Raw genomic sequence first — 24,875 nt, 5'->3', positions numbered from 1 at the left:
TGAGCCGCCCCCGTCTGGGCGGAACGACGACATGCCGACGGGCCCGGCTGGCACCATGGCCGCATGACCGAGGAGCCGGACGGCCGGACGGCCCCGATCGCCGCGCGGGTCCACCTCGCGCACGCGGTCGTGCAGAAGCTGGCCGACGACCGAGGCATCGACCTGCTCCACCTGAAGGGTCCCGCGGTGCTGCCCGGGCTCCGGGCCGAGGGCCGGCACTCCAGCGACGTCGACGTGCTCGTCCGTCCGAGCCACCTCGCCCGTCTCGCCGAGGCGCTGGAGTGGGTGGGCTGGGAGAAGCGCACCGACTTCTCCACCGGCTCGGCCTTCGCGCACGCCGCCAACTGGTGGCACGACGACTGGGGGTGGGTCGACGTCCACGTCCACTGGCCTGGGGTGATGGTCGACGCCGAGCAGGCCTTCGACGTCCTCGCCCGCACCAGCCTGATGGTGCCGATCGCGCACCGCGACTGCCGGGTCCCGGACCGCACGGCGCAGCGGCTCGTCCTGGTCCTGCACTCGGCGCGCTCGGGCGGCACGAGCGACGTCGACCTCGCCTGGTACGCCGCCGACCCGGGCGAGCAGGACGCGGTCCGCGCGCTCGCCGCGGAGCTCGACGCCGAGGTCGCCCTCGCCGCCGGGATCGGCGAGCTCGAGCTGCACCGCGACCACCCGACGTACCGGCTGTGGCGGCACTTCAGCCAGGGCGGCAGCCGCACCGACGAGTGGCGGGCCCGGCTCGCCGCGGCCTCCGGCGCGCGCGCCAAGGCCCACCTCGTGACCGCGGTGCTGCGGGTCAACCGCGACCACCTCAGCATGGAGCTCGGGCGGCCGCCGACGCGCGCCGAGGTCCGCGACCGGCAGCGGCTCCGGGTGCGCCGGGCCCTCGACGAAGTGGTCAGGCGGGTGGGGCGGCGGTGACGCACACCTACCGCATCGCCGACGACGTGGCCTGGGTCAGCCAGGAGGACCTCGACGCCGACGGCGAGCCGACGGCGTACCTCACCCGGGTGCCGCGCGGGATGCCGATCATGCTCGAGGGCTCCGGCTGCCTGGTCTGGCTCGCGCTGGCCGACGGCGGGACCCTGGAGGAGGTCACCGCCGCCGCCGCCGCCATGTCGGACGCCGCCGTGGACGACATCCGCGACGACGTCGCGGAGCTGGTCGACCAGCTCGTGGTCATCGGCGTGGTGCGCGAGGACTGAGGACCCGCTCGGCCCACGCGCTCGCGAGCACTGCTCCGACCAGCGCCCCGAGCCCGTTGGCGACCACGTCGCCCCAGTCGCCGTCGCGGGGCAGCCAGAGCCACTGCACGACCTCGACCGCCGCCGAGGCCAGGACCCCGGCTCCGGTGACCCACCACCACGGCCGCCGGGTGGCGACCACGAGGAGGGCGCCGAGCGGGACGAACAGCACGACGTTGAGCAGGTAGCCGTAGTGCTCCGGCAGGGCCCAGTCCGGCGCGAGGGGCCAGTCGTCGCGGAACAGCGTGTAGAGCCGCACGGTCAGCCGGTTCAGCGCCCAGCCCCACGGCCCGGTCACCAGCAGCACCAGGAGGAGGACGTACGCCGCCCCCAGCGCGGCGACGATCCGACGATCCCGCGACCAGCCCACGCATCCACCCTAGAGTTGGCGCCGTGAGCAGCGAGCCGACGGCACCCGGACCGGTCGTCGGGGTGGTGGTCGAGGCCCTCGGCGTGCCGGTCGGGATCCCGGTCACCGGCGAGGCGGCGACGCGGCTGCGGCACCAGTGGAGCCGGGCCCTCACCGACCGTCCGGCCGCTCGGAGCATCGACGTCTCGCCCGACGAGGTGCACGACGAGGCGGCCTTCGACTACTCCGTGACCACCCGCGTCACGCTCGCGGCCCTCGAGGCCACGGCCGGGCAGCGGCTCAACCTGCACGCCGGCGCCGTCGCCGCAGAAGACGGCCGCGCGCTCGCGCTGGTCGGGCCGTCGGGGTCCGGCAAGACCACCGCGATCGCACTGCTCGCCACGCGGCTGGGCTACCTCTCCGACGAGACGGTGTCGCTCGACGAGGGTCTCGGCGTGCACCCCCACCCCAAGCCGCTCTCGGTGGTCGTCGATGGCGCGGTCCCGATGGCAAAGGGCTCGGTCTCACCGGACGACCTCGGGCTCGGCCGCGCGCCGGAGTCGGCGTACCTCCACCGGCTCGTGCTCCTGCACCGCGGTGACGACGACGCCGGACTCGTCCCGCTCCCGCCGGCGCGGGCGATCGTGGAGGTCGTCGAGCAGAGCTCGTCGCTGGTCCACCTCGACCAGCCCGTCCGCACGCTGGCCGACGCCATCGACGCCTGCGGCGGGGCATGGGCACTGCACTACCGCGAGTTCGCGGACCACCTCGACGAGGTCCTCGGGCTCCTCGACGGCGCAGCGCAGCCGCCGGCCGCACGCCTCCACCACCCGTCCGACGGAGGCGACGCCGGCCGGGTCGACGGCCCGGTCGCCGGCGCGTGGAGCCGCACACCGTGGACCGACGCGATGGAGTACGACGACGAGCTGGTCGTCATGGTCGGCGACCGCGTGCAGGTGCTCGGCGGCCTCGGCGTGGTCCTCTGGCTGGAGCTGGCGCAGCCGCGCACCGAGGCCGAGCTGGTGAGCGCGGTCACCGCCGCGTGGGGCGAGCACCCGCAGTCCGCGGCGCTGGTGGCGGAGGCGCTCGGCGTGCTCAGCGGGCAGGGCCTGGTCCGGCCGCCGGCCTGACCCGGCTCAGAGCCGCGCCAGCGGGCGCGACCCGGCCCACGACTCGGTCGCGCGCACGGCGATGCCCATCAGGCCCACGCCCAGCACGATGGCCTGCACGCTCTGCAGGTTCGCGGGCAGCAGGTGGTTGACCGGCGCCAGCGCGACGTGGAGGAGCAGCATCGCCGGCACCCACACGGGGGCGGCACGACCGCGGAGGAGGACCAGCGCCACGACCAGCTCGCCGAGGTGGAAGGCGACGACCACCGCGCCCAGGCCGAGGCGCAGCAGCGGGTCCCGGCTCAGCGCCTCGACCTGCTCGGGGGTGAGGTCGACGGTGCGCGCGACCGCTCGGAAGAGCACCAGCAGCGACGCCACACCGGCGGTGCCGATCGTGCCGACCGCCCAGATCCAGAGGCCGACCAGGCCCACGACCTGGTGCCGACGCGGAAACAGCCAGAGGATCGCGGGGAGGCCCATCGTGAGGCCGACCGAGGCGAGGAAGAACGACGCCGTGGCCATCAACCACGCGGCGTCCTGGTGGGCGACGGCGTCGATCACCTGGCCCACCTCGGTGGTCGGTGGCATGGAGAGGGCGCCGAGCACGAGCAGGACCGCCCCGCTCGCCAACGACGCCGCCGACCACGGCAACCACCCTGCACCCACGAGGCGCCACGCTAGGCGCCGGCCGGCCCTTCCCCACCTCGATGGCCCGGCCGTGACCCGAAGGGGCTACCCCGCCGCTCCCGCGCGGGCTACGCCGGTAGCGTGCGCACCATGACCGCTCGCCGCCAGCTGCCCACCGACGAGGCCCGCGACCTGCTCGCCCTCACCCGGGAGATCGCCACCAAGGAGCTCGCACCGCGCTCGGCCGAGGCGGAGGCGACCGAGACTTTCCCCCGCGACGTCTTCGCGATGCTCGGTCAGGCCGGGCTGCTGTCGCTGCCCTACCCCGAGGAGCACGGCGGCGGCGACCAGCCCTACGAGGTCTACCTCCAGGTCCTCGAGGAGATCGGCGCCGTGTGGTCGTCGGTCGGTGTGGGCGTCTCGGTGCACGCCCTGTCGTGCTTCGGCCTGGCCCACTTCGGCACCGAGGAGCAGAAGGCCGAGTGGCTGCCCGACATGCTCGGTGGCGACCTGCTCGGCGCCTACTGCCTCTCCGAGCCGCACGCCGGTTCCGACCCCGCCGCCATGCGCACCACCGCCCGCCTCGACGGCGACGAGTACGTCCTCAACGGGGCCAAGGCGTGGACGACGCACGGCGGCCACGCCGACTTCTACAAGGTGATGGCCCGCACGTCCGACGACCGCAACGGCATCTCCTGCTTCCTCGTCCCGGCGTCCGCGGAGGGCCTCTCGGCCGACCCGCCCGAACGCAAGATGGGCCTCACCGGCTCCGCGACCGCGACGATGCGCTTCGACAACGTGCGCGTCCCCGTCGAGCGTCGCCTCGGCGCCGAGGGCGACGGGCTGCGCATCGCCCTCGCCGGCCTCGACTCCGGCCGCCTCGGCATCGCCGCCGTCGCGACCGGCCTGGCCCAGGGGGCGCTGGACTCGGCGGTGGCGTACGCCCGTGAGCGCGAGACCTTCGGCAAGAAGATCATCGACCACCAGGGCCTCGCCTTCGTGCTCGCCGACATGGAGGCCGCCGTCGTCACCGCCCGCGCGACCATGCTCCACGCCGCCCGCCTGCGCGACGCCGGGCTGCCGTTCTCCCGCGAGGCCTCGATCGCCAAGCTGGTGGCCACCGACAACGCCATGAAGGTCACCACCGACGCCGTCCAGGTGCTCGGTGGCTACGGCTACACCCGCGACTTCCCGGTCGAGCGCTACATGCGCGAGGCCAAGGTGATGCAGATCTTCGAGGGCACCAACCAGATCCAGCGGATGGTGATCTCCCGCTCGCTCGCCAAGGACGGCAACGGCGCGATCGGCTGACGGTCTGCAGCAAGCACGCCTCAGACGTCGGTGACCCGCACCCCGGCGTGGGCCTTGTAGCGCCGGTTGATGGCGATCAGGTTGGCGGTCAGCGCCTCGACCTGGTGGGCGTTGCGGAGGCGTCCGCCGTACATCCCGCGCATCCCGGGCACGACGTCCGCCAGCGACTGCACGAGGTCGGTGGCCGCGCGGTCGTCGCCGAGCACGAGCACGTCGGTCTCGATCCGCTCGACCGTCGGGTCCTCGAGCAGGACGGCGCTGACGTTGTGGAAGGCACCCACCACCCGTGACTCCGGGAGGAGCGCCGCGGCCTGCTCCGTCGCCGAGCCCTCCTTGACGCGCAAGGCGTACGGCCCCTGCTTGTCGAAGCCGAGCGGGTTCACGCAGTCGACGACGACCTTGCCCGCGAGCTCGTCCCTGAGCGACTCGAGCAGCTCGGCGTGGCCGTCCCACGGCACGACGACCAGCACGATGTCGCCGGCGGTCGCTGCGTCTGCGTTGGAGGCGCCGCGGACGCGGCCGGCGTCCGCGAGCCCGGCCGCGGCGTCCTGCGCGCGCTGCGCGTCCCGCGAGCCGAGCACGACGTCGAGGCCGGCTGCCGCGAACCTGCGGGCCAGCCCCCGGCCCTGGGGTCCGGTGCCGCCGAGGACGGCGATGGTCAGCGACGAGAGGTCGGGCTCGGGGGCGGGGTCAGTCATGGCGCCGACGCTAGCGAAGCGGTCGCGGGCGGCTCGAACCAGACCACCCGTTGGTGGGTTGTCCCGCACCCGACCGCGAGCAAGCCTCGAAGGCATGACCAAGCGCATCGCATTCCTGACCGCCACCGAGGGCATCGAGGAGGTGGAGCTGACCAAGCCGTGGCAGGCCGCCGCCGACGCGGGTCACACCGTGGAGCTGCTGTCCGTCGAGGAGGGCGAGGTGCAGCTGTTCCAGCACCTCGACAAGTCCACCACCCAGAAGGTCGACCGCCTCGTCTCCGACGCCTCCCCTGACGACTACGACGCCCTCGTCCTGCCCGGCGGCGTCGCCAACCCCGACGCGCTGCGCATGGACGACACGGCCGTCGCCTTCGTCCGCGACTTCGTCGACTCCGGCAAGCCGGTCGCCGCCATCTGCCACGCCCCGTGGACCCTCGTCGAGGCCGACCGGGTGCGCGGCAAGCGGGTCACCAGCTGGCCGAGCCTGCAGACCGACGTGCGCAACGGCGGTGGTGAGTGGGTGGACGAGGAGGTCGTCGTCGACGGCAACCTGATCACAAGCCGCAACCCCGACGACATCCCTGCCTTCTCGCAGGCGTTGCTGGAGGCCGTCGGCGACTGACCGGCCGCCGCCCCGCGCCGCACGACACCACTGGCCCTCGCGTCGTCCCCCGACGCGAGGGCCAGTGGCGCGCATCGACATCCCCCAGAAGTAGGTGTGGCGCACGTCACACCGATGCGGCACACTCCGTGTGGAAGCGCTCCCACTCGGAAAGGCCGCCCATGTCCCGTCCCCCGCGCCGTCGTACGCCGTTGCGCACGGTCGTCTCCGTCCTGGCCCTCGCCGTTGTCGGCCTCGCGCCGCTCCAGCTCGGGGGTGCGGCACTCGCCGAGGCCCCCGCCGCGCAGGCCGCGCAGCACCCGAAGCACCCGCCCACCACCGCGCCCGACCTCGGCGATCGCGTCGTCGTGTTCGACCCGTCGATGCCCGTCGCCGACATCGAGGCGCGGGCCGAGTCGATCTGGACGCAGCAGGTCGACGCCGAGATGTCCTCCGAGCGCTGGAGCCTGCTGTTCAAGCCCGGCACCTACGGCACCGACGCCGACCCGCTGCAGATCAAGGTCGGCTACTACACCGAGGTCGCCGGTCTCGGCGCCTCGCCGTCCGACGTCGTCATCAACGGCAAGGTCGAGGTCTACAACCGCTGCCTGACCGACGGACCCACACAGCCCTACTGCGTGGCCCTGAACAACTTCTGGCGCTCGATGTCCAACCTGACCATCAACGTCAACGGCCTCGGACAGGACGGCTGCCGCGGCTCGGCGAACTTCTGGGCCGCCTCCCAGGCCTCGGCCCTGCGCCGCGTCGACATCCGCAACGGCAACCTCTCGCTGATGGACTACTGCACCGCCGGTCCGCAGTACGCCAGCGGCGGCTTCCTCGCCAACTCCCGCGCCGGCACCATCATCAACGGCTCGCAGCAGCAGTGGCTGACCCGCAACAGCGAGGTCGCCTCGTGGTCCAACGGCGTGTGGAACCAGGTCTTCGCCGGCACCATCGGCGCCCCGTCCGAGGCCAACTTCCCGACCGAGACCTACACGACGCTCGACACGACCGAGGTCAGCCGGGAGAAGCCGTACCTCTTCCTCGACGACTCCGGCGCGTGGCGGGTCCACGTGCCGGCGGCCCGCACCGGCTCGCGCGGCCCGGACTGGACGGTCGGCGCCGACACCGGGCGCGACCTGCCGCTGTCCGCCTTCCACGTCGCACGCCCCGACCAGCCGGCGCGCGTCCTGGCCACCGCGCTCGCCCGCGGCAAGCACCTGCTCCTCACCCCCGGCGTGTACGACGTCGACCGCAGCCTGGTGATCAGGCGCAGCGACACCGTGGTGCTCGGCATGGGCCAGGCCACCCTCACCGCGGTCGGCGGCTCGACGCCGATCGTCGTCGACGGCAAGGCCGGCGGCGTCGTCATCGCGGGCGTCACCATCGACGCCGGCACCGGCCTGTCCAGGTCGCTGATGCACCTCGAGGCGCGCCGCGGTCACGGGCACGGGCACCACTGGCGCGGGCACGGGACCCCCACCCCGACCACCACGCTGAACGACGTCTACTTCCGCGTGGGCGGTCCCCACGTCGGACGCACGCAGACCGCGCTCGTCATCGACGCCGACGACGTGCTCATCGACCACATCTGGGTCTGGCGCGCCGACCACGGCATCGAGGGCTTCACCGCCGGCGCGAGCGGCGACACCGACCGCTGGCGCACCAAACCGGCCGCGTCGGCGTGATCGTCAACGGCGACCGGGTGCGGGCGACCGGCCTGTTCGTCGAGCACTTCCAGACCTACAACACCGTCTGGAACGGCGAGGACGGGCACGTCGTGCTCTACCAGAACGAGCTGCCCTACGACCCGCCCAGCCAGGCGGACTGGACCCAGCCCGACGGCACGCTCGGCTGGCCGGGCTACAAGGTCGGCGACCGGGTGCGCCGCCACCAGCTCTACGGCGGCGGCGTCTACGTCTTCAACCGCAACGACCCCTCGATCACCACCGAGAGCGGCTTCGAGGTCCCGGACCGGGCCGGCGTCCGGCTCCACCACGTCATGACGGTCAACCTCGACGCCGGCAGCATCGAGCACGTCGTCAACGACAGCGGGGCCCGCGTCGACAGCTCGGCTCCCGGGGTGCCGAGCTTCGTGGTCGACTACCCGGCTCCCTGAGCCTCGACCAGCCAGCGGCCCAGCAGCGTCCCGTCCTGCTCCAGGAGCAGGGCGGGACGCAGCGCCACGTCGACCTCGGCGCCGGTGGCGATGCGTACGGCGTCGCCACCGGCGAGCATCGGCACCACGGTCCAGCACAGCTCGTCGACGACGCCGGCGGCGAGCAGGTCGGCGAACAGCGAGGGTCCGCCCTCGCACAGCTGCTCGGTCCAACCGCGCCGGGCGAGCTCGTCCTTGAGCGCGACCAGGTCGATCTCGTCGTCGCCGAGCACGAGCACGTTCTCCTCGCCCAGCGCCTCTTGCGCGGCCGCGAGGCCGTCGGACGACCCGACGGTCGCCATCAGGATGCGCCCGCGCGGGGCGTCGCGCAGCGTCGGCGGCAGGTCGGCGGACCGGCTCACCACGACGAGCGGCACGCGCGGGACGTCGTACTCCTCCTCGCGCAGCGTGCCGGCGCCGACGACGAGGCAGTGCGCACGCCTGCGCAGCGCGTCGAAGACCCGCTTGTCGGCGTCGTTGTTGATCGTCCCGCTCAGCCCGTCGGAGCCGGTCGCGGCACCGTCGACGGTGCTCACGAAGTTCACCCGCAGCCAGGGCTCACGCTCAGGCGTGTAGGCCGCGGCCAGGTCGTCGTCGCTGAGGTCGGCGAGGTGCTGCAGCTCGAGGCGCTGCGCCTGGGGGTCTGGGATCACGCCCCTACTGTTGCACCGTGATCACGCTCGCCGACCTGGCCGCCCTCCAGAACGACCACGGTGACGCGTGGGACAGCGAGGTCACGCCCGTGGTGCTGGACGGCCCGCGGGGCCAGGTGCGGATCGGCGACGGCCCCGTCACGTTGATGGGCTGCGTCAACCTCTCCCGCGACTCGACCTACCGCGAGAGCGTCGCCATCAGCCCCGAGGACGCCGTGCGGATGGGGCGCATCCAGGTCGCGCAGGGCGCGGCGGTCGTCGACCTCGGCGCGGAGTCCAGCAACGCCCGGGCGGCGCGTGTCTCGCCCGAGGAGCAGGTGCTCACCCTCGTCCCCGCGGTCCGTGGCCTCGCCGAGGAGGCGATCGTCTCGGTCGAGACCTACGAGCCCACCGTCGTGCGCGCCTGCCTCGAGGCCGGTGCCCGGATCCTCAACATGACCGGGCGCGAGCACGAGGACGAGATGCTCGCCCTCGCCGCCGAGTACGACGCCGCGGTGGTGATGTGCTTCGGCGAGACAGCCAACGTCCGCGAGATCGCCGACGTACCGCCCGACGCCGACCCCGTCCCGGTGCTGCTCGACCACTTCGCGCCGCGCATCGCCCACGCGCGCTCGCTCGGCGTGCGCCAGGTGGTGGTCGACCCCGGCATGGGCTTCTACTACGGCAACCTCGTCGACCCGCCGACGCGCGCCCGCCACCAGGCGCGCGTGCTGGCGCAGGGCTTCCGCCTGCGCCCCCTCGGCGTACCGGTCTGCAACGCGGTGCCGCACTCCTACGACCTCTTCGGCGACGAGTTCCGCAAGGCCGAGGGCTTCTACGCCGTCTTCGCCGCCCTCGGCGGCACCCACCTGGTCCGGACCCACGAGGTGGCCCACCTGCGCGCGGTCCTGCGCGGCCTCACCGAGCTCGAGGTCCGCTGACGCCGCCGCTGGTTGAGCACGCCGCTGGTTGAGCAGGGCGCCCCGCGCCCGTGTCGAGACCAAGGGCGGCGATCGCCTCGGTTTCGACACGCTCGCTGCTCAACCAGCGGAGGGATCAGCGGAGGAAGGCGCGCACTCCGGCCACCAGGCCGCGGGCGTAGCGCGCCCGGCCGCGGGGCGAGGTCATCGCCCGCGCCTCGGCGGCGTTGCGCATGTTGCCCAGCTCGACCATCACGGTGGGCACGTCGGAGAGGTTGAGGGTGGCGAGGTCGGAGCGGAAGTCGAGCCCGTCGCCGCCCGCGACGTAGGTCGCCACCCCGAAGCCGCGTCCGATCAGGCCGGACCGCACGGTCGCAGCCAGCCGCCGCGACGGCCGGACGATGTCGTCGGTCCACGGCGCCCGGTCGGGCGGGGCGATGACGTGGAAGCCGCGGGCGCCGGCAGCGTACGAGCCATCGGCGTGGACCGAGAGCTTCAGGTCGGCGCCGATCGCGTTGCCGGCCCGGCCGCGGGCGTCGACGCACGGCCCCCAGCGGTCCTGGCGGTTGCTGTGCCGGGTGAGCCGGACGGTGGCACCGAGCTCGCGCAGCCGACGGGCCACCAGCCGGGAGACCTGCCACGCGAAGGTGGCCTCCGGGTAGCCGCCGTTGGTCGCCGTGCCGGTGGTGTTGCACGGCTTGGTGAAGCCGCCGGCCGGCACGGGGCGGTTGATCTGCGCCGGGAAGTTGTGGTTGCCGAGCTGGTGGCCGGGGTCGACCACGATCGTGCGGCCGGCCAGGGGTTTGGAGGCTCGCTGCGCTCGCAGCTCAACCGGCGGGCCGGAGGTCGCCACTGGCGGAGCGGCGAGCGCTGCGAGCGTGCCGAGACCCAGCCCCAGCACGAGCCCCAGCGCGACCCCCGCAGCCCGGAGCATCAGCCCGTGAACCCCTGCGGGTTCTGCGACTGCCACCGCATCGCGTCGGCAGCCATCTCGTCGACGGACTTCTTGGTGCTCCAGCCGAGCTCGGCGTTGGCCTTGGACGGGTCGGCGTAGGACGTGGCGACGTCACCCGGGCGGCGCGGGACGACCTCGTAGGGCAGCTCCCGGCCGACGGCGCGCTCGAAGGCGTGCAGCATCTCGAGCACGCTCGTGCCGTGACCGGAGCCGAGGTTCCACACGTTGACCGGCTCGTCGGTCCGGCTCAGCGCCTCGAGCGCGGCCACGTGGCCGGCGGCGAGGTCCTCGACGTGGATGTAGTCGCGCACGCCGGTGCCGTCGGGGGTGTCGTAGTCGTCGCCGAAGACCTGGAGCTTGTCGCGCTTGCCGACCGCGACCTGCGCGATGTACGGCGTCAGGTTGTTCGGGATGCCCGACGGGTCCTCGCCGATCGTGCCGGACTCGTGGGCGCCGACGGGGTTGAAGTAGCGCAGCAGCGCGAAGCGCATGTCGGGCGAGGCGGCGGCGACGTCACGCAGGATCTGCTCCTGCATGACCTTGGTCCAGCCGTAGGGGTTGGTCGCGAAGGTCCGCTGGTCCTCGGTCGCGCCGGCCTGGTCGGTGCCGTAGACGGTGGCGCTGGAGGAGAAGACGAGCTTGTCGACGTCGTACTTCTGCATGGCCCGCACCAGCGAGAACGTGGAGACGAGGTTGTTCTCGTAGTAGTCGAGCGGCTTGGCCACGCTCTCCCCGACGGCCTTGTAGCCGGCGAAGTGGATGACCGCGTCGAAGTCCTCGGCGGCGAAGAGGTGCTCGGTCTTGTCGTAGTCGCAGAGGTCGAACGAGTGCAGCGGGAGGGACGTCCCCGTCAGGGCCTCCATCCGGCCGAGCACGACCGGGTTGGAGTTGCTGAAGTTGTCGACGATGACCACGTCGTGGCCTGCCGCGACGAGCTGGATGACGGTGTGCGAGCCGATGTAGCCGGCTCCGCCGCTGACGAGGATCTTCATGCGTCTGAGCCTAAGGGGTGCGGTTCCCGTGCCAGACTGCGCGCATGCCTGCCGCTCTCATCACGGGAATCACCGGCCAGGACGGCCTCTACCTCGCCGAGCTGCTGCTCGAGAAGGGGTACGACGTCCACGGCCTGATCCGTGGCCAGAACAACCCCCGCCGCGAGCTCGTCCAGAAGGTCGTGCCTGACGTCACCCTCCACAACGGCGACCTCACCGACCTCTCGAGCCTGATGCGGGCGATGCGCGACTCGCAGCCCGACGAGGTCTACAACCTCGGCGCCATCTCCTTCGTGGCCTACTCCTGGGAGAACGCCTTCGTCACCAGCGACGTGACCGGCATGGGCGTGCTCAACATGCTCGAGGCCGTGCGCCTGCACGCCGGGGACGACCCGTCGGCCATCCGCTTCTACCAGGCGTCGAGCTCGGAGATGTTCGGCAAGGTGCAGGAGGTGCCCCAGTCGGAGAGCACCCTGCTCTGGCCGCGCTCCCCCTACGGCGTGAGCAAGGTCTACGGCCACTACATGACCATCAACTACCGCGAGTCCTACGGCATGCACGCCTCCTCGGGGATCCTGTTCAACCACGAGTCCCCGCGCCGCGGGCCGGAGTTCGTGACCCGCAAGATCAGCCAGGCCGTGGCCCGGATCCACCTCGGCCAGCAGGACTCGATGGCGCTCGGCAACCTCGACGCCCGCCGCGACTGGGGCTACGCCGGCGACTACGTCGACGCGATGTGGCGGATGCTGCAGCAGGACGAGGGCGACGACTACGTCATCGCCACTGGCGAGACCCACTCGATCCGCGAGTTCCTCGACGCCGCCTTCGCCCACGTCGGCATCGACGACTGGTCCAAGCACGTCACCCAGGACCCCCGGTTCATGCGCCCCGCCGAGGTCGAGCTGCTCATCGGCGACGCCTCCAAGGCGAAGGAGAAGCTCGGCTGGACACCCACGGTCTCGTTCCCGGAGCTCGTGGCGATGATGGTCGACAGCGACATCGCGGCGGTCAAGGCCGGCTGGTGACCGCTCGGGCGTTCATCACGGGCATCGGCGGCCAGGACGGCACCTACCTCGCGGAACGCCTCGTCGGCGAGGGCCTGGAGGTCCACGCCCTCGTGCTCGAGGCGGACGGCCACCCGGCCCACTGCCCCGACGAGGTGGTGCTGCACCCCGGCGACGTCGGCGACGTCGAGGCGACGCGGCAGCTGCTCCACGACGTCGCGCCGCAGGAGGTCTACAACCTCGCCGCGATCAGCTCGGTGGCGCAGTCGTGGGACGAGCCCGACCGCACCGCGCACGTCAACGGCCAGGCGGCCGTCGCCCTGATGGAGTCGGCGCGCGGGCTCGGCGACGTACGCGTCGTGCAGGCGTCGAGCGCGGAGATCTTCGGCGAGCCGACGGCTTCGCCGCAGACCGAGGACACCCCGGTGCGGCCCGTGAACCCGTACGGCGCCGCGAAGGCGTTCGCGCACCTGTCCGCCCACGTGCTGCGCCAGCGCGACCTGCACGTGTCGAGCGTGATCCTCTACAACCATGAGTCGCCGCGCCGCGCCGAGCGGTTCGTGACGCGCAAGATCACCTCCACCGTCGCCGCGATCGCCCGCGGCGACGCCGACGAGCTGGTCCTCGGCAACCTCGACGCGCGCCGGGACTGGGGCTGGGCGCCCGACTACGTCGACGCGATGGTCCGCGCGGCACGCGCCGCGGAACCCTCCGACTACGTTGTCGCGACCGGGCGGGCGCACTCCGTGCGGGAGTTCGTCGCCGCCGCGTTCGCCGCGGCCGGGATCGCCGACTGGGAGCCGCTGGTCCGCACCGACCCGGCGTTCTTCCGCCCGGCCGACCCCACCGAGCTGGTCGGCGACGCCACCCGCGCGCGCGAGGTGCTGGGCTGGGAGCCCTCGGTGGCGTTCGAGGAGATCGTGGCCCGGATGGTGTCCGCCGACCTCGCGTAGGCCTCAGCCGTGCGTCAGCAGGCTGAGGAGGTACTCGCCGTAGCCGCTCTTGCGCAACGGCTCGGCGCGGGCGACCAGCTCGTCGTCGGACAGGAAGCCCATCCGCCAGGCGACCTCCTCCGGCGCGCCGACCTTGAAGCCCTGCCGGCCCTCGATCGTGCGCACGAAGTTGGAGGCGTCGTTGAGCGAGTCGAACGTGCCGGTGTCGAGCCAGGCGGTGCCGCGCGGGAGGACCTCGACGTGGAGCCGGCCCTCCTCGAGGTAGCGCCGGTTGAGGTCGGTGATCTCCAGCTCGCCACGGGCTGAGGGCTTCAGCTCGGCGGCGTACTGCACGACGTCGTTGTCGTAGAAGTAGAGGCCCGGCACCGCGAAGTCGCTCTTCGGGTTCTCCGGCTTCTCCTCCAGGGAGAGGGCGCGACCCTGGTCGTCGAACTCCACGACGCCGTACGCGCGGGGGTCGGCGACGTGGTAGCCGAAGACGGCGGCGCCGTCGAGGTCCTTGAACCGGAGCAGCTGCTGGCCGAGGCCGGAGCCGTAGAAGATGTTGTCGCCGAGCACGAGGGCGGACCGCTCGCCCCCGATGTGGTCGGCGCCGATGATGAAGGCCTGCGCGAGCCCGTCGGGGCTCGGCTGCACCGCGAACGTGAGGTCGATGCCGAACCGCGACCCGTCGCCGAGGAGGCGGTGGAAGCCCTCGGCCTCGTGGGGCGTGGTGATGATCAGGACGTCCCGGATGCCCGCGAGCATGAGCGTCGACAGCGGGTAGTAGATCATCGGCTTGTCGTAGACCGGGACCAGCTGCTTGCTGATGCCTTGCGTGATCGGGTGCAGGCGGGAGCCGGTGCCACCGGCCAGGATGATTCCTCGCATGGGCGCCAGCCTAGGGGTCCGGCGATTTATCGGTGCTCCACAGGGTTTGAGACCATCGAGCCCATGCGTTCTCGCCGTCGCTCCTCGTCCGATCGCGCCCTGCGACCCTGGATGGTCGTCGGCGGCCTGTTCCTCCTGCTCGTGCTGCTGGGGCTGCTGGCCCTCCCGTTCCGCAAGGCGCCGGCCGCCGCGGAGAGCGCGAAGGCCGACCTCGAGGCCGCCAAGGCGGCCCTGACCGCCAAGAAGTTCGGGCAGGCCGAGGAGCACGTCGCGAGCGCCCGGCGCCACGCCGACGAGGTGCAGGACGCCGTGCAGGGGATCGGCGGCGACGTGTGGAGCCTGATCCCGTTCGTGGGGCGTCCCGTCGCCGACGTGCGACACATGGGCAACGCGCTCGACGAGCTGACCTCGGTCGCCGAGGTCGGGGTCGAGACGTGGCCGATGGTGGACGGCAAGAAGGCCACCCTGTTCCGCGACGGGGCCGTCGACGTCCCCACCCTGACGAAGGTCGTGAGCGCCGTCTCCGACGCCAGCGCCAGTCTCGACACCGCCCAGCAGGAGCTCAACGAGGTCCACGACTCCGCGCTGTTGGTCGGCACCCAGGTCGCCGACGCGCGCGACGACGCGGCCGCGATCGTCGACCCGCTCGCCTCCAACGCCCGGCGGTTCGAGCCACTGGCCGACGCGATGCCCGACCTGTTCGCCGCGGGCGGCGAGAAGTCCTACCTGCTCGCCCTGCTCAACCCGTCGGAGCAGCGCTTCTCCGGCGGGGCGCCGCTGACGCTGGCCGTCATCGACGTCGCCGACGGCAAGGTGAACGTCGGCGAGGCCCAGGACGCCACCGACCGTGACCTCTACCGCGTCGGCCGGTGGGAGAGGGTGGAGGGCAACCCGTTCCACACCGGCAAGCTGCGCCTCTCCGGCGCGACCTTCGCCCCCGACTGGTCGGTCTCGGGTGAGGAGCTTCTCCGCGGCTGGCAGCGCAAGCGCGACCAGGACCTCGACGGCCTGATCGCCGTCGACGTGGTCGCCCTCGGCAACCTGCTCGACATCACCGGCCCGGTGGAGGTGCCCTACTACGGCACGCTCGACGGCGAGGGCTTCACCGAGAAGCTCATCGGAGACTACGACTCCTTCTCCTCCAACGAGGAGCGCAAGGAGCTCAACCGCGCGATGATCCCGATCTTCACCGACCGCATCCTCGCGCCCGGCAACGGTCTCGAGAAGGTGCAGTCGCTGCGCGACGCGGCTCGCGGGCGCCACTTCGCCATCTGGATGCGCGACCCCGACGTCCAGGCTCCGCTGGCCGACATCGGGCTCGCCGGCGAGCTGTCCGACACCGAGCACGACTACGTCGCGGTCTTCAACCAGAACACCAACGTCAGCAAGTCCGACTACTGGCAGAAGCGCTCGGTCACCAGCGACGTCCGGCTGCGCGAGGACGGCTCGGCCAGGGTCCGCATGACGATCCGGGTGCACAACGACTCCCCGCCCTACCTCCAGCCCTTCGGCGACCCCCGCGGCGGGACGTACTTCACCCGCTGGAACGGCATGACCGTCGGCGTCTTCCTGCCCCAGGGCACCAAGATCCGCAGCGCCACCACCGCGGGCAAGGCGCTCGGCACCGAGACGTTCGACTACTACGGCCGCCCCTACAAGCTGCTGCGCATGGTGCTGCCGCCGGGCGAGACCCGCGAGGGCGTGCTGGAGTACGACGTCCCTGCCGCCGCGGTGGCCGAGGGCGACACGCTCACCTACCACCTCGACGCGACGCCGCAGGGCATGGTCGTCCCGCAGTCGCTTCAGGTGACCGTGCACTGGCCGAAGGGCTACGACGTGGGCGAGCTGCCCGAGGGCTGGACCCGCACGGCCGCCGGCGTCGCGACGTACGACGAGCCGGCCCTGGAGACGCAGCCGAGCTTCAGCGTCACCGGCTCGGCCCGCTGAGCCCTCGGCCCCTAGACTCCCCGCCATGGAACGCCTTCTTGTGACCGGAGGCGCGGGGTTCATCGGGTCGAACTTCGTGCACCACCTCATGCAGCACACCGACCTCAAGGTGACGGTGCTCGACAAGCTGACCTACGCCGCCAGCAAGGAGGCCCTGGCCGGGCTGCCGGAGGACCGGGTCCAGCTGGTGGTCGGCGACATCGCCGACGAGGACGTCGTCGACCCGCTGGTCGCGGCGCACGACGCCGTCGTCCACTACGCGGCCGAGTCGCACAACGACAACTCGCTCAACGACCCGAGCCCCTTCATCAAGACCAACATCCTGGGGACCTACCAGATCCTCGAGGCGGTCCGGAAGCACGACAAGCGCCTGCACCACGTGTCGACGGACGAGGTCTACGGCGACCTCGAGCTCGACGACCCCAAGCGCTTCACCGAGGACACCCCCTACAACCCGTCCTCCCCCTACTCCGCCTCCAAGGCCGGCTCCGACCACCTCGTCCGCGCCTGGGTCCGCAGCTTCGGCGTCCGCGCGACGGTGTCGAACTGTTCCAACAACTACGGCCCGTGGCAGCACATCGAGAAGTTCATCCCGCGGCAGATCACCAACGTCATCGACGGCATCCGTCCCAAGCTCTACGGCTCCGGCGAGAACGTCCGTGACTGGATCCACGCCGACGACCACTCCTCGGCGGTGCTCACCATCCTGGAGAAGGGTCGCATCGGCGAGACCTACCTCATCGGCGCCGACGGCGAGAAGAACAACCTCGAGGTGGTCCGCCTGATCCTCAAGCTGATGGGCCAGCCCGAGGACGCCTTCGACCACGTCACCGACCGCGCCGGCCACGACCTGCGCTACGCCATCGAGTCGGGCAAGCTGCGCCACGAGCTCGGCTGGCAGCCGAAGTTCCAGGACTTCGAGTCCGGCCTGGCCGACACCATCCGGTGGTACCAGGAGCACGAGGACTGGTGGCGCCCCCACAAGGACGCGACCGAGGCGAAGTACGCCGAGAAGGGCCAGTAGCCTCCGCTGGTTGAGCAGCGAAGGCCAGTAGCCTCCGCCGGTTGAGCAGCGAGCGCAGCGAGCGTGTCGAAACCAAGGACCCACATGACTGAATTGACCGTCGAGACCACCCCGATCCCGGGCCTGCTGGTCGTGCGGATGCCCGTGCACGGCGACGCCCGCGGGTGGTTCAAGGAGAACTGGCAGCGGGAGAAGATGGTCGCCCTCGGGCTGCCCGACTTCGGCCCCGTCCAGAACAACATCTCCTTCAACGCCTCCCGCGGCGCGACCCGGGGCATCCACACCGAGCCCTGGGACAAGTACATCTCGCTGGCCACCGGCCGGATCTTCGGCGCCTGGGTCGACATGCGCGAGGGCGAGAGCTTCGGCACGACCTTCCACATCGAGGTGGACCCGTCGATCGCGGTCTTCGTGCCGCGCGGTGTCGGCAACTCCTACCAGGCGCTTGAGGACGGCACGGCCTACACCTACCTCGTCAACGCCCACTGGCGCCCCGGCGTCAGCTACCCGGCGCTGCACCTCGCCGACGAGACGGCCGGCATCCCGTGGCCGATCCCGCTCGACGAGGCCGAGATCTCCGAGAAGGACCACAACAACCCGCGCCTGGGCGACGTCGTGCCGATGCAGCCCAAGAAGACGCTGATCGTCGGCGCCCTCGGCCAGCTCGGCCGGGCGCTGCACGCCGCCCACCCCGAGGCCGACCGCGTCGACCTCTTCGAGGGCGACGGGGTGACCTCGCTCGACCTGACGGACTCCGACGCCGTGGCCGCCTGGCCGTGGCACGAGTACGCCGTCGTGCTCAACGCAGCGGCGTACACCGCCGTCGACGCCGCCGAGACCACCGAGGGCCGGGTCACCGCCTGGGCCGCGAACGCCTCCGGCCCCGCGACGCTGGCCGGCCTGGCGCGCGAGCACGGGTTCACCCTCGTGCACGTCTCCTCCGAGTACGTCTTCGACGGCACCGCCCCGCTCGACCCGGGCCACACCGAGGACGAGCCGCTGTCGCCGCTCGGCGTCTACGCCCAGTCCAAGGCCGCCGGCGACCTGGCGGTCGGGCTCGCGCCGCGCCACTACCTCCTGCGCACCAGCTGGGTGATCGGCGAGGGCAAGAACTTCGTGCGCACGATGCAGTCGCTCGCCGAGAAGGGCGTCTCGCCCAGCGTCGTCGACGACCAGGTCGGGCGCCTCACCTTCACCGACGAGCTGGTCCGCGCGATCCGCCACCTGCTGGAGACCGGCGCCCCCTACGGCACCTACAACCTCTCCAACGGCGGCCCAGCAATGTCGTGGCGCGAGATCGCCCAGGCGGTGTTCGAGCGCTCCGGCCGCAGCGCCGACGACGTCTCCGGCACCACCACGGCGGCGTACGCCGAGGGGGTGCTGGCGCAGGGCAACCCGTTCGCTCCGCGCCCGCTCAACTCCGCGATGTCGCTGGAGAAGATCCGGGCCACCGGCTTCGAGCCCGAGGACGCCCTGACCGCGCTGGACCGCTACCTGTCCTGAGGGGCTCGCTCCGCACCGCTACCTGCGGTAGGAGGTCACTTCCCGGAGTGCGGGCCGCACGTCGGCGAGGTAGACGAGCGCAGCGATCGTGAAGACGAGGCTGATCAGGTTGAGCGGCGAGCCGCTGAGGATCAGCTGGGCGGCGAAGCCGAGGCCGGTGATCGCGCACCACGCGGTCTTGGTCAGCTTGCCGGCCGCCTCGTAGGCCTCGCTGGAGTACATGAGCGAGTTGACGAACGCGAATCCCTTGATCGCGAGCATGGCCACGAGCACGACGAGGTAGAACGTGCCCTGGAGCTCGTAGATGTTCACGAGGAAAGAGTAGGCGAAAGCCGGAAGGGCCCCCGTCGGATCGACGGGGGCCCTTCGTGATCAGCACTTGCTCAGAACAGCGCGAGCTGCTCGTCTCTTCAGTCGCCGACCTTCTCGGCAGCGTCGACGACGGCCTCGACGGCGCTGGACGCGGTCTTCTTGGCCGCGGTCGCGGTGGCCTTGGCGCTGCTCTGGGCGGCCGTGGTCTTCTTGGCCGCCGTCTTGCGGGCGGTCGTGGCGGAGGCCTTCTTCGCGGCCGCCTTCCGGGTGGCCTTCTTCGCGGTCGGCTTCGGCGTGGGCGCGACCTTGGTGGCCGCGGTCTTGTCGGCAGCCTCGACCTGGGCCTCGGCAGCCTTCCTGGCCTGCGTGGCGGTGGTCTTCGCCTTGGCGACCGTGGTGCTGGCGGAGGTCACGGTGGCCTTGGTCGACTCCTGGCGGCGGATGCGGCCGACGAGGGACTCGCCCCGCTTGACCAGGTCGGCGTAGGCGGCGTTCGCCGCGGCGACGTTCTCGTCCACGAGGGTCGTGACGCGGGCGGGGTACGCCTTGGCCTCGGCCTGGAGCTCGGCCACGCGGGACTCGATCGCGGCACGGCGGGCCTGGGCGTCCTTGGCGAGGGCGTCGACCCGCGCCGAGACGACCGTGACGGCCTGCTCGCGCAGCGCCTTCGGGTCGCCGGCGGTCTTCTGCACATCGGACACGCGGGCGGTCGCGGTCTTCTGCACGGCGGCGACGCGCTTCTGCACGTCGGCGACGGCCTCGCGGACGACCTCGACGGCGAGGTCGGTGACACCCACGCTGGCCAGCACGGGCTTGAGGGCTTCGGTCTTGATGTCGAACTTGGCGGTCGCCATGTCGATCTCCTTCTCTCGGGGCTTCTCGGGGGATTACTCGGGTTGGCCCGGGTGCTGTTCCGGGTGGTTGTTGAGCGCCAGGAACGAGGCGTAGACGTCGAGCAGCGACTGCTTCTGCCGCTCGGTCAGCCCCGCGTCAGCGAGGACGGCCAGCTCGACCGAGCCCGCCTGGTCGGAGTCCGGGTGGACCATGCCGGCCCGGACGTAGAGCTGCTCGGCCGAGACCCGCAACGCGCGGGCGAGCTGTTGGAGCACTTCGGCGGAGGGCTTGCGCAGACCACGCTCGATCTGGCTGAGGTAGGGGTTGCTCACGCCGACCTGGTCGGCGAGCTGGCGCAGCGAGAGCCGCGCCGCGAGGCGCTGCTCCTTGAGGTAGTCCCCCAGCGAGTTGACGACGGACTTGCCGCCTTTGTCACTCTTGTCCTTGCCCATGTCTCCAGTGTGCTAACTGTGTTAGCAAATTGCAAACAAGTCAGCGGTGAGTGACCTCACACGTCAATGCACAAGCGCACATTCGCGCTAACAAGGTCATTCACGACCGTGACCTCTACGATCGTGCGATGCCGAGACGAAGGCTCCATCCCTCCGCGCGCGCCCTGGTGGCCGGGCTGCTGACCGCCTGGCTCGGAGTGCTCGCCGTCGCCCTCCTGGCGCCCTCTCCGGCAGGCCCGGCCTGGCTGGTGGAGACCGTGTCCCGCATCGGCACGGAGCAGGGCCTGCCGGCCTCGCTCACGGCACTCTCGCGCGTCGAGTTCGTGCTCAACGTGGTGGCGTTCGCCCCGGTCCCCTTCCTGGGGGCCATGCTCTGGGACCGGCTCACGTGGCGCGACTGGACGGCAGGCGGCTTCGTCGCGTCGTTCCTGGTCGAGGTGGTCCAGGCAGTGGCGTTCCCCGAGCGCTCGGCCACGCACGCCGACATCGTGGCCAACACCCTCGGCGCCCTGCTCGGCGCCTTCGCCGGCGCGGTCGTCGTACGACTGCTGGGCGGCAGCGAGCGTCCGCGGACCTCCTAGAAGGCCGCGCGGATCTCCCCGACCGGCTTCCCGCCGCCGAGCAGCTCGTGCCGACCGGTCTCCTCGACCGCCGCGGCGTCCACGCCCTCCTCGGCGAGCACCCCGGAGCGGCGCAGCGCCTCGGCCATCAGCACCGGGCGCACCCGGGCGGCGCCGTCGTCGGTCTTCAGCGCCCACGCCCGGCCGTCGGGCAGCGCGATCGCGTAGCAGGACTCCGCGCCGGCCTTGCCGATCAGCCCGGGGACGGCACGGTGCAGGCGGAGCTCGTCGCGCGTGGTGCCGCTGACGTGCTCGGGGTGCCGGCGGATCGCCTCGGCGACCCGCCGCTCGGGTCCGTCCGTCGCGGTGGCCAGCGCCGCGAACGCCCGCGCCAGACCGGTGAGCGACGTGGACAGGAGGGGTGCGCCGCACCCGTCGACGGCGACGGCGGCCACCGGCTCGCCGGTCAGGCGCGCGAAGGTTGTGGCGATGGCCTGCTGGAGCGGGTGGTCGGGCTCGAGGTAGGTCGCGGTGTCCCACCCCTTCAGGACGCAGGTCGCGAGCATCGCGGCGTGCTTGCCCGAGCAGTTCATCAGGATCGGCGACCGCGCCCCGCCGCCGCGGACGACCGCCTCGCGCGCGGCGTCGTCGAGGGGGTAGTCGGGCGGGGTCTGCAGCGCGGACTCGTCGAGGCCCGCGGAGGCCAGGATGCGGCGTACGCCGTCGAGGTGGAACGGCTCGCCCGAGTGCGACGCACACGCCAGCGCCACCAGGTCCGGCGGGAGGTCCAGCCCGAGCTCCAGCATGGCCAGCGCCTGGACCGGCTTGTTGCTCGATCGCGGCAGCACCGGGACGTCGACCTCGCCGACCGACCAGTCCACGGACCCGTCGGCGGCCAGCGCGACGATCGATCCGTAGTGGTGGCCCTCCACGAATCCGGAGCGGACGATCTCGGCGACGACGGGCAGACCAGCAGACAGACCAGCAGACATGCGCGCAGGCTACCGACCACAGGTCTGAGAGGATGCGCGGGTGATCCAGCACTGCCCGACGCCGACCGAGCTCGACGACCTGGAGCTCCTCGTCTCCGGCGCCTACGCGCCCGTCACCCGCTTCAACGAGCCCGGCTCGCCGGTGACGCTCACCCTCCCCGACGGCGTCACCGAGGCCGAGCTGGTCGACCCCGAGGGCCTCCCGCTCGCGCGGGTCTCGGCTGACGGCTCGCTGGAACCGCTCACGCACGCCCAGTACGGCCCCTTCCGCCGGCTGCACCTCACCCCGGACCAGGCTCGCGAGCAGCACGCCCGCGCGACGTTCGTCCCGGTCGTCGACGCCCTCACCGAGGCCGACCTCGACGACCTGCGCGGCCTCGGCCGCGTCGTGCTGGTGGCCCTGATGGGCACGGGCACCCCGTCCCTCTCCCCCGTCGCCCTGGTCCGCGCGACCCTGGCCGCCGCCGACCTGCTCGACGACGCCTCGGTGGTCGCCGTACCCCTGCCCTCGCACGGCGACGCCGCGACCGACCACGACCTCGGTGCGCAGGTGGTCGCGACCTACGCCGGGCCCGACCCGGTCCACGCGCTCACCGACCGCGACGCCCCCTACCCCGAGACGATCGCCGCCATCGTCGAGGAGGACCGGCCGGAGCCCGAGGAGCAGGGCCTCGTCCTGTTCTTCACCGGCCTCTCCGGCAGCGGCAAGTCCACGCTGGCCCGCGCGCTGATGGACCTCCTCCTGGAGCAGGGCGGTCGCACGGTCACCAGCCTCGACGGCGACGTCGTACGCCGCCACCTGTCCGCGGGCCTGACCTTCTCCAAGGCCGACCGCGAGACCAACATCCGCCGCATCGGCTGGGTAGCGGCGGAAATCGCCCGTCACGGTGGGGTCGCGGTGTGCTCGCCGATCGCGCCGTTCGCCGAGACCCGCGAGCAGGTGCAGCAGATGGTCGAGGCCGCCGGCGGTGCCTTCTTCCTCGTCCACGTCGCCACCCCGCTGGAGGAGTGCGAGCGGCGCGACCGCAAGGGCCTCTACGCCAAGGCGCGCGCCGGCGAGATCCCCGAGTTCACCGGCATCTCGTCGCCCTACGAGGAGCCCGAGGACCCGGCCGTGCGGGTCGACACGACCGGGCGCACCATCGAGGACGCCCTCCACGACGTGCTGGTCGCGCTCGACGAGGCCGGCTACCTCCACCTCACCGGCGCCGCGGAGGGCCGCGCATGAGCGAGCCCCTCTCGGTGCTCTTCGTCTGCACGGCCAACATCTGCCGCTCGCCCGTGATGGAGCTGCTCGCCCGCGAGATGGCCGGGGAGGGCGCGACCGTGACGTTCGCCAGCGCGGGCACCCACGGCTACGACGACCACCCGATCAACGACGACATGGCCGTCACGCTCACCCCGGGCCTCGGGGGCGAGTTCCGGAGTCGCCGGCTCACGTCGGAGATCCTCGACGGCGCGGACCTGGTCCTGACGGCGGAGAACGCGCACCGCACCCACATCCTCGAGGACCACCCGCAGCTGCACCGCAAGGTGTTCACCCTCGGCCAGTTCGCGGCGACCATCGCACAGATTCCGGACCTCACGGGACGCGAGCTCGTCGCCGAGGCCGGATCCCGGCGCACCCCGCCCCGCCCGGCCGACGACGTGGCCGACCCCTACCGGCGCGGGGCAGCGGCGTCCGAGCGGGCGACCGGCACAATCACTGCCATGCTGGGCGAGATCGTGCCCCGGCTGGCCGACCGGGCCGCACCTGAGCAGGAGAGCTGATGGACTGGATCACCGCCACCTTCTTCTCGATCCTCGTCGCCGGCTTCGTCGTCGGCATCGTGGTCGGGCTGACGGGCATGGGCGGCGGCGCGCTGATGACGCCTGCCCTGATCTTCCTCGGCGTCGGCGAGGCCGCCACCGTCGTCACCGCCGACCTCACCGCCGCCGCGGTCTACAAGACCGGCGGCGCGATCGTGCACAAGCGCGAGGGCTCGCCCAACATGCAGCTCGCGAAGTGGCTGATGATCGGGTCCATCCCGATGGCGCTCCTCGGGCCCCACCTCGTCTCGTGGGTGGTGTCACCGGAGGACATCGACGACACGCTCAAGCTCTGCATCGGTTTCGCGCTGCTCCTCGCGGCGGCGACGTACGCCCTGCGCCTCTACCTCAACCTGCTGCGGGTCCGCGGGGGCGAGCACCCCGACGACAACCCCACGATCCGTCCGGTGCCCACGCTCCTCGTCGGCGCCCTCGGCGGCCTGCTAGTCGGCATCACCAGCGTCGGATCGGGCTCGGTCATCATGATCGCGCTGCTGATGCTCTACCCCGGCCTGTCGGCGGTGAAGCTCGTCGGCACGGACCTGGTCCAGGCGGTGCCGCTGGTGCTGGCCGCGGCGATCTCCAACATCGTGCTGCACGGCCTCGACTGGGGCATCCTGATCCCCCTCGTCCTGGGCTCGGTCCCCGGCACGCTCATCGGCTCCGCGATCGCCCCGCGCGTGCCGCAGTCGTTCATCCGCCGCGGCATCGTGGTCGTGCTGACGATGAGCGGCGTGGCGCTGCTCGACAAGGCCGGCTGGGCGCCGCTCGGCGCCGGCGAGGACGAGACGCACCCGATGCTCATCGCCGGGGTGGGCCTCTTCGTCCTCATCGTGCTGCCGATCGTGTGGGGCTTCCTCCGCAAGCAGCAGGGCCTGCCGATGTTCGGCTCACCGACGATCGCCCAGCTCGAGGACCCCAGCTATCGACCCGGGTTGGTCGGCATGAAGAAGGTCGACGACTCCTAGGGCCCTTCACCGCGGGTGGGCCGTCCGACTCGCGGCGTGTCGGGGACG

Annotated in this window: 28 protein-coding genes; 17 read left to right on the top strand and 11 right to left on the bottom strand. The window is 72.1% G+C overall.

The window, feature by feature from the left end; all coding sequences use genetic code 11:
* The first annotated feature begins 63 nt into the window (after positions 1-63).
* On the top strand, positions 64-921 hold the full coding sequence (locus tag Q9S36_RS24770) for a nucleotidyltransferase family protein (RefSeq protein WP_311287492.1): 858 nt from the start codon (positions 64-66) through the stop codon (positions 919-921).
* Entirely contained in the window at positions 918-1,205 is a 288-nt protein-coding gene (locus tag Q9S36_RS24765) for a PqqD family peptide modification chaperone (protein WP_311287491.1), read from the top strand. Before Q9S36_RS24770 ends, Q9S36_RS24765 begins: the two co-directional genes overlap by 4 nt.
* Here Q9S36_RS24765 and Q9S36_RS24760 read toward each other — a convergent pair.
* A complete protein-coding gene (locus Q9S36_RS24760; protein ID WP_311287490.1) occupies positions 1,180-1,614 on the bottom strand; it encodes a VanZ family protein in 435 nt (144 codons plus the stop codon). The two genes, Q9S36_RS24765 and Q9S36_RS24760, sit on opposite strands and share 26 nt — an antisense overlap.
* 23 nt (positions 1,615-1,637) lie before the next feature.
* Between Q9S36_RS24760 and Q9S36_RS24755 the strand changes: the two genes are divergently transcribed.
* The gene (locus Q9S36_RS24755) at positions 1,638-2,723 is read left to right on the top strand and encodes a hypothetical protein (protein WP_311287489.1); all 1,086 of its coding nucleotides are present in this window, start codon (positions 1,638-1,640) and stop codon (positions 2,721-2,723) included.
* A 6-nt stretch (positions 2,724-2,729) separates the two neighbouring features.
* Here the strand turns inward: Q9S36_RS24755 and Q9S36_RS24750 are convergent, their stop codons facing one another.
* Entirely contained in the window at positions 2,730-3,368 is a 639-nt protein-coding gene (locus Q9S36_RS24750) for a hypothetical protein (RefSeq protein ID WP_311287488.1), read from the bottom strand.
* 111 nt (positions 3,369-3,479) lie between these two features.
* Between Q9S36_RS24750 and Q9S36_RS24745 the strand changes: the two genes are divergently transcribed.
* Positions 3,480-4,640, top strand: coding sequence for an acyl-CoA dehydrogenase family protein (locus tag Q9S36_RS24745; protein WP_311287487.1), 1,161 nt, complete (start codon positions 3,480-3,482; stop codon positions 4,638-4,640).
* Between the two features lie 20 nt (positions 4,641-4,660).
* On the opposite strand, the gene npdG is transcribed toward Q9S36_RS24745, so the two are convergent.
* Positions 4,661-5,338, bottom strand: coding sequence for an NADPH-dependent F420 reductase (gene npdG, locus Q9S36_RS24740; protein ID WP_311287486.1), 678 nt, complete (start codon positions 5,336-5,338; stop codon positions 4,661-4,663).
* A gap of 94 nt (positions 5,339-5,432) precedes the next feature.
* On the opposite strand from npdG, the gene Q9S36_RS24735 reads away from it, so the two are divergent.
* From Q9S36_RS24735 to Q9S36_RS24725, 3 genes are all read left to right on the top strand, one after another.
* Positions 5,433-5,960: a type 1 glutamine amidotransferase domain-containing protein gene (locus Q9S36_RS24735; protein ID WP_311287485.1), complete on the top strand. Its 528-nt coding sequence runs from the start codon at positions 5,433-5,435 to the stop codon at positions 5,958-5,960.
* Between the two features lie 161 nt (positions 5,961-6,121).
* A complete protein-coding gene (locus Q9S36_RS24730; protein ID WP_311287484.1) occupies positions 6,122-7,630 on the top strand; it encodes an adenylyl cyclase in 1,509 nt (502 codons plus the stop codon).
* Positions 7,627-8,061, top strand: a complete 435-nt coding sequence (locus Q9S36_RS24725) for a hypothetical protein (RefSeq protein WP_311287483.1) — start codon at positions 7,627-7,629, stop codon at positions 8,059-8,061. The genes Q9S36_RS24730 and Q9S36_RS24725 overlap by 4 nt, the downstream gene beginning before the upstream one ends.
* Here the strand turns inward: Q9S36_RS24725 and Q9S36_RS24720 are convergent.
* Positions 8,046-8,753: a dihydrofolate reductase family protein gene (locus tag Q9S36_RS24720; protein ID WP_311287482.1), complete on the bottom strand. Its 708-nt coding sequence runs from the start codon at positions 8,751-8,753 to the stop codon at positions 8,046-8,048. The two genes, Q9S36_RS24725 and Q9S36_RS24720, sit on opposite strands and share 16 nt — an antisense overlap.
* Before the next feature lie 17 nt (positions 8,754-8,770).
* On the opposite strand from Q9S36_RS24720, the gene Q9S36_RS24715 reads away from it, so the two are divergent.
* On the top strand, positions 8,771-9,673 hold the full coding sequence (locus Q9S36_RS24715) for a dihydropteroate synthase (protein ID WP_311287481.1): 903 nt from the start codon (positions 8,771-8,773) through the stop codon (positions 9,671-9,673).
* A gap of 115 nt (positions 9,674-9,788) precedes the next feature.
* Here the strand turns inward: Q9S36_RS24715 and Q9S36_RS24710 are convergent, their stop codons facing one another.
* Together Q9S36_RS24710 and galE are read right to left on the bottom strand one after the other, a co-directional pair.
* Positions 9,789-10,586: an N-acetylmuramoyl-L-alanine amidase gene (locus tag Q9S36_RS24710; protein ID WP_311287480.1), complete on the bottom strand. Its 798-nt coding sequence runs from the start codon at positions 10,584-10,586 to the stop codon at positions 9,789-9,791.
* Entirely contained in the window at positions 10,586-11,599 is a 1,014-nt protein-coding gene (gene galE, locus Q9S36_RS24705; RefSeq protein WP_311287479.1) for a UDP-glucose 4-epimerase GalE, read from the bottom strand. Before galE ends, Q9S36_RS24710 begins: the two co-directional genes overlap by 1 nt.
* Positions 11,600-11,643: 44 nt before the next feature.
* Here galE and gmd point away from each other — a divergent pair, with 44 nt between their 5' ends.
* Positions 11,644-12,624 (top strand): GDP-mannose 4,6-dehydratase, encoded by a 981-nt coding sequence (gene gmd / locus Q9S36_RS24700; RefSeq protein WP_311287478.1) that lies wholly within the window; start codon positions 11,644-11,646, stop codon positions 12,622-12,624.
* A complete protein-coding gene (locus tag Q9S36_RS24695; protein ID WP_311287477.1) occupies positions 12,621-13,556 on the top strand; it encodes a GDP-mannose 4,6-dehydratase in 936 nt (311 codons plus the stop codon). The genes gmd and Q9S36_RS24695 overlap by 4 nt, the downstream gene beginning before the upstream one ends.
* 3 nt (positions 13,557-13,559) lie before the next feature.
* Here Q9S36_RS24695 and rfbA read toward each other — a convergent pair whose 3' ends face one another.
* On the bottom strand, positions 13,560-14,426 hold the full coding sequence (rfbA, locus tag Q9S36_RS24690) for a glucose-1-phosphate thymidylyltransferase RfbA (RefSeq protein ID WP_311287476.1): 867 nt from the start codon (positions 14,424-14,426) through the stop codon (positions 13,560-13,562).
* Positions 14,427-14,489: 63 nt separating this feature from the next.
* Here rfbA and Q9S36_RS24685 point away from each other — a divergent pair, with 63 nt between their 5' ends.
* The 3 genes from Q9S36_RS24685 to Q9S36_RS24675 all read left to right on the top strand — a co-directional run bounded on the left by Q9S36_RS24685 (position 14,490) and on the right by Q9S36_RS24675 (position 18,900).
* Positions 14,490-16,373 (top strand): DUF4012 domain-containing protein, encoded by a 1,884-nt coding sequence (locus Q9S36_RS24685; RefSeq protein WP_311287475.1) that lies wholly within the window; start codon positions 14,490-14,492, stop codon positions 16,371-16,373.
* 25 nt (positions 16,374-16,398) lie between these two features.
* Positions 16,399-17,397, top strand: coding sequence for a dTDP-glucose 4,6-dehydratase (gene rfbB, locus Q9S36_RS24680; RefSeq protein ID WP_311287474.1), 999 nt, complete (start codon positions 16,399-16,401; stop codon positions 17,395-17,397).
* A gap of 84 nt (positions 17,398-17,481) precedes the next feature.
* Complete coding sequence (locus tag Q9S36_RS24675) at positions 17,482-18,900, top strand: bifunctional dTDP-4-dehydrorhamnose 3,5-epimerase family protein/NAD(P)-dependent oxidoreductase (protein ID WP_311287473.1); 1,419 nt, start codon at positions 17,482-17,484, stop codon at positions 18,898-18,900.
* Positions 18,901-18,918: 18 nt separating this feature from the next.
* Here Q9S36_RS24675 and Q9S36_RS24670 read toward each other — a convergent pair whose 3' ends face one another.
* From Q9S36_RS24670 to Q9S36_RS24660, 3 genes are all read right to left on the bottom strand, one after another.
* Positions 18,919-19,212: a DUF2516 family protein gene (locus Q9S36_RS24670; RefSeq protein ID WP_311287472.1), complete on the bottom strand. Its 294-nt coding sequence runs from the start codon at positions 19,210-19,212 to the stop codon at positions 18,919-18,921.
* 98 nt (positions 19,213-19,310) lie between these two features.
* A complete protein-coding gene (locus Q9S36_RS24665; protein WP_311287471.1) occupies positions 19,311-20,066 on the bottom strand; it encodes a hypothetical protein in 756 nt (251 codons plus the stop codon).
* Between the two features lie 33 nt (positions 20,067-20,099).
* Positions 20,100-20,498, bottom strand: a complete 399-nt coding sequence (locus Q9S36_RS24660) for a helix-turn-helix transcriptional regulator (RefSeq protein WP_311287470.1) — start codon at positions 20,496-20,498, stop codon at positions 20,100-20,102.
* Positions 20,499-20,626: 128 nt separating this feature from the next.
* Here Q9S36_RS24660 and Q9S36_RS24655 point away from each other — a divergent pair, with 128 nt between their 5' ends.
* Entirely contained in the window at positions 20,627-21,079 is a 453-nt protein-coding gene (locus Q9S36_RS24655; RefSeq protein WP_311287469.1) for a VanZ family protein, read from the top strand.
* Here the strand turns inward: Q9S36_RS24655 and Q9S36_RS24650 are convergent.
* Positions 21,076-22,050, bottom strand: coding sequence for an asparaginase (locus Q9S36_RS24650; RefSeq protein ID WP_311287468.1), 975 nt, complete (start codon positions 22,048-22,050; stop codon positions 21,076-21,078). The genes Q9S36_RS24655 and Q9S36_RS24650 overlap by 4 nt on opposite strands.
* A 40-nt stretch (positions 22,051-22,090) precedes the next feature.
* Here Q9S36_RS24650 and cysC point away from each other — a divergent pair, with 40 nt between their 5' ends.
* Genes cysC through Q9S36_RS24635 form a run of 3 tightly spaced genes read left to right on the top strand, consistent with a single transcriptional unit; the run spans position 22,091 to position 24,827 of the window.
* Positions 22,091-23,278: an adenylyl-sulfate kinase gene (gene cysC / locus Q9S36_RS24645; RefSeq protein WP_311287467.1), complete on the top strand. Its 1,188-nt coding sequence runs from the start codon at positions 22,091-22,093 to the stop codon at positions 23,276-23,278.
* Entirely contained in the window at positions 23,275-23,820 is a 546-nt protein-coding gene (locus tag Q9S36_RS24640; RefSeq protein WP_311287466.1) for a low molecular weight phosphatase family protein, read from the top strand. Before cysC ends, Q9S36_RS24640 begins: the two co-directional genes overlap by 4 nt.
* A complete protein-coding gene (locus Q9S36_RS24635) occupies positions 23,820-24,827 on the top strand; it encodes a sulfite exporter TauE/SafE family protein (RefSeq protein WP_311287465.1) in 1,008 nt (335 codons plus the stop codon). The genes Q9S36_RS24640 and Q9S36_RS24635 overlap by 1 nt, the downstream gene beginning before the upstream one ends.
* Positions 24,828-24,875: the final 48 nt, after the last annotated feature.

The sequence above is a fragment of the Microbacterium sp. ARD31 genome (assembly GCF_031844425.1).
The sequence above is the reverse complement of the archived record's forward strand: the minus strand, read 5'-3'. Positions and strand labels throughout refer to the sequence as shown.

Coding starts and splice junctions, on each gene's coding strand:
- Q9S36_RS24730 (WP_311287484.1), top strand. CDS start 6,122: ATGTCCCGTCCCCCGCGCCGTCGTACGCCGTTGCGCACGGTCGTCTCC.
- Q9S36_RS24655 (WP_311287469.1), top strand. CDS start 20,627: ATGCCGAGACGAAGGCTCCATCCCTCCGCGCGCGCCCTGGTGGCCGGG.
- Q9S36_RS24635 (WP_311287465.1), top strand. CDS start 23,820: ATGGACTGGATCACCGCCACCTTCTTCTCGATCCTCGTCGCCGGCTTC.
- Q9S36_RS24665 (WP_311287471.1), bottom strand. CDS start 20,066: ATGGCGACCGCCAAGTTCGACATCAAGACCGAAGCCCTCAAGCCCGTG.
- rfbA (WP_311287476.1), bottom strand. CDS start 14,426: ATGCGAGGAATCATCCTGGCCGGTGGCACCGGCTCCCGCCTGCACCCG.
- Q9S36_RS24685 (WP_311287475.1), top strand. CDS start 14,490: ATGCGTTCTCGCCGTCGCTCCTCGTCCGATCGCGCCCTGCGACCCTGG.
- Q9S36_RS24735 (WP_311287485.1), top strand. CDS start 5,433: ATGACCAAGCGCATCGCATTCCTGACCGCCACCGAGGGCATCGAGGAG.
- galE (WP_311287479.1), bottom strand. CDS start 11,599: ATGAAGATCCTCGTCAGCGGCGGAGCCGGCTACATCGGCTCGCACACC.
- Q9S36_RS24650 (WP_311287468.1), bottom strand. CDS start 22,050: ATGTCTGCTGGTCTGTCTGCTGGTCTGCCCGTCGTCGCCGAGATCGTC.
- gmd (WP_311287478.1), top strand. CDS start 11,644: ATGCCTGCCGCTCTCATCACGGGAATCACCGGCCAGGACGGCCTCTAC.
- npdG (WP_311287486.1), bottom strand. CDS start 5,338: ATGACTGACCCCGCCCCCGAGCCCGACCTCTCGTCGCTGACCATCGCC.
- Q9S36_RS24675 (WP_311287473.1), top strand. CDS start 17,482: ATGACTGAATTGACCGTCGAGACCACCCCGATCCCGGGCCTGCTGGTC.
- Q9S36_RS24640 (WP_311287466.1), top strand. CDS start 23,275: ATGAGCGAGCCCCTCTCGGTGCTCTTCGTCTGCACGGCCAACATCTGC.
- Q9S36_RS24710 (WP_311287480.1), bottom strand. CDS start 10,586: ATGCTCCGGGCTGCGGGGGTCGCGCTGGGGCTCGTGCTGGGGCTGGGT.
- Q9S36_RS24745 (WP_311287487.1), top strand. CDS start 3,480: ATGACCGCTCGCCGCCAGCTGCCCACCGACGAGGCCCGCGACCTGCTC.
- rfbB (WP_311287474.1), top strand. CDS start 16,399: ATGGAACGCCTTCTTGTGACCGGAGGCGCGGGGTTCATCGGGTCGAAC.
- Q9S36_RS24660 (WP_311287470.1), bottom strand. CDS start 20,498: ATGGGCAAGGACAAGAGTGACAAAGGCGGCAAGTCCGTCGTCAACTCG.
- Q9S36_RS24770 (WP_311287492.1), top strand. CDS start 64: ATGACCGAGGAGCCGGACGGCCGGACGGCCCCGATCGCCGCGCGGGTC.